This window comes from Segatella copri, from assembly GCF_009494835.1.
Classification (GTDB): domain Bacteria; phylum Bacteroidota; class Bacteroidia; order Bacteroidales; family Bacteroidaceae; genus Prevotella; species Prevotella copri_F.
Map to the genome: position 1 here is coordinate 1 of NZ_VZBE01000048.1, position 2,760 is coordinate 2,760.

The 2,760-nt window shown below is 42.0% G+C and carries 2 protein-coding genes; both read right to left on the bottom strand.

Annotated features, from left to right (window positions below; all coding sequences use genetic code 11):
• Positions 1-257 precede the first annotated feature (257 nt).
• Entirely contained in the window at positions 258-1,283 is a 1,026-nt protein-coding gene (locus F7D47_RS06910) for an IS110 family transposase (RefSeq protein ID WP_194252589.1), read from the bottom strand.
• Positions 1,284-1,570: 287 nt separating this feature from the next.
• On the bottom strand, positions 1,571-2,596 hold the full coding sequence (locus tag F7D47_RS06915) for an IS110 family transposase (RefSeq protein ID WP_118063236.1): 1,026 nt from the start codon (positions 2,594-2,596) through the stop codon (positions 1,571-1,573).
• Positions 2,597-2,760 lie beyond the last annotated feature (164 nt).

The window sequence follows — 2,760 nt, forward strand, 5'->3', positions numbered from 1 at the left end:
TTGTTGATTCCTAAGACATAGCCAAATTTTTGAGCAACTTTTTGTGTTAATAAATACAAAAGAGGTATTTTGGAACATACAGGCACTAAAATATCGGTAGCAGAAATGGTCAAAAATGATTTTTCTGTTACAAATCAACACGGAACTCGTTCTTTTAATAGCGTGTGGCTAGATTCCTAATTAGTTATCCGTGTTTGTGTCTTTACAAGACTCTAAATGGCAGTAGCACAGACTGCTATAGTTCACTTGTTTCGGACTTATGATATTGCAAGTTTTTCATTGCTGCTCTTTGAATCCAATGGTTCCCATTCTCTGTTCTGCTTACCTATAGCGAACATTCTGAGAACAAGTTTGAACTTAACGGCATTCAATGCCTTGCGTTTTGTGTCTGAATCTTGCTTACCTCCTAATTTACGGTTATAAAATGATTGTAACTCTGCATCATATTGTACAACAACTGTGGCCGCCATGGATAGATCTGCTTTCGCCTGACCATCACAGCGTGCTGAAGGTCGGGGACGCCATTTCACACTGGTGCCTGAAGTGCGGAAGTGCGGTGCCACGCCAACATAACTGGCATATTGCCTTGCTGTTTCAAAAGCGGTAAAGTTTCGGGTAATGACAATGACATTTATGGCATTGACGAAGCCTATTCCAGGTATTGTCAGAAGATTCTTGTAAGTAGACAAGAGGCTATCGTCTGTAGCCAGCAACTTCTGTTCTTCCAACTCGATGTTCTCAATGTCACGGCTGAATTTTTTGATGTAGCCATCATATAACTGGGCATCTTCCTTTGTGATGCATAGCTGTCTTCTGTTCATGAAGCATGTACGCTGTTCCACCAGGAACTTACGCTCATTCATCAGTGCCTTGAGTCTCTGCATGGTCTTGTCAGGCATATTATAAGGCTTGACACATTCAGTACCATTATAGCGATAGAGAAAGTCTGCAATCTTGGCAGAGTCAATCTTGTCGCTCTTGTCCTTGGGCCCCATGGGATAATGCTTTACCACATGGGTGGAGAGCATGCAGAACTGATAGTTCCTGGTATTAAGAAACTTCTCCAGCTCCATGGAATAGCTGCCGGTGAACTCCATTCCGAAGAGACAGTTCGAGAGAACCACATGATTCTTCTTGAGCCATGTGCACATTTCGCCAAATCCCTTGCGGGAATTGTTGAATACATCGTGAGAAAAGTCCTTAATTGGGGTTTCTTCACAGAAAATTGATACGTCAATGACATTTTTTGAGATGTCGATGCCGATAAATGATTTATTTTTCATACCTTTGTACCGCATTTTGCAGGAAGGAGCTCTCTATGTCAGGGTAAGCCACATCTTTTAAAAGCTTCCACGGCTAATTCCCTAAACGGCACTTGACCTGGCATTTCAGGCTGGGGAGACTAGATCAGGGAAAGGTCTTTGTCTAAGACAAAATAGTTCACTACCCCCGTCCGGAGTTCCTTCCATTTCAGATGCTCCGGCAAAGGTAGTGAAAAAAACGCAGACAAAAGACTTAGTCGGGAAATAGTTATGCTCTAAGAAGTGCGATAGTTCACTTTTGCTGCATTTTAGTTCTTATATGCATCTGTCTCCACATATGGTGTTCCACGCTTTATCACGGCAAACATACGAAGGACCAGCTTGAACTTGACGGCATTGAGCACGATGCCACCGCATTTTTCCTTTCTCTTGCGTATCCAATAGTCTCTTATTGAAGGATTGTTCCTTATGGCGGAAAGGACAGCTATGGATAAGTCTGCCTTGGCTTCAGAAAAGCCTTTCTTGGAAACCCCCGTTTTCTTTCTTACTGAGGTACCAGATTCCTTTTTAAAAGGGGCTATTCCTATGTAACAGGCATATTTGCGAGGATTGCTGATTGCAGTGAAATTTTCCGTCAATACAATGGTTTCCAACGCTATGATGCGACCAATGCCAGGAATGGAGGTCAGCAGATTGTAATTCTTTCTGATGCTTGTATCTTCATTCATGTAGCTGTCAATCTCTTTGTCTATTGCTTTCTGGTTTTCCTGCATGTTCTTCAGCAGGAGTTTCTTGCGTTCAACGGATAAGTCTGTATCGTATGCGCAGATATCATGAAGCTGCTGCTTATAGAGAGTTGACTGCTTGGTGTTCTGCTTACGCTCTGCCAGCAATCTCTTCAACTTGAAATAGACAGGTGAAGGAAGTTTGGAGGGATTGCGAAGAATCTTCTTGTGGTTCTGCTCACAATAGATTGCTATTCTGAAAGCATCCAGTTCATCAGTCTTGATACGGTCTAGAGAGCGCTGGTCATCATCCAAGTCTGGCTCGAAGCGATGCATTTTGCGAGGTTCCACCATACCATAGATATATTCTTTGGATTCCAGCCATAATCTGAAGTTTTGGTTATAGAGTCCAGTATATTCCATACAGAACAAAAAGGTATCGAAGTCTTTTCCTACCTTTGCGACCCAGGAGCCAATCTTTTTGAACCCAGCATCATCATTGCTCACCTTAATATGAGCATTCTTCCAGTCGATGGTTTCACCATCATAATAAGCAAGGTCGAGAGTCTTCTTGGAGACATCTACGCCAAAGTAAAGTTCCTTATCCATATTATTGACATTTTAGCATTAAATGGAAACAAGAAAACATTTGGCTTGGCGAAGGACTGAATCAAAAAATAGTGATATTCTAGAGTGACATACAGTTCACCTTAACACCCGTTAACCAATTCGTTTAAACTTGTTTCCAGGTGCAAAGGTATAAGAGTGACATT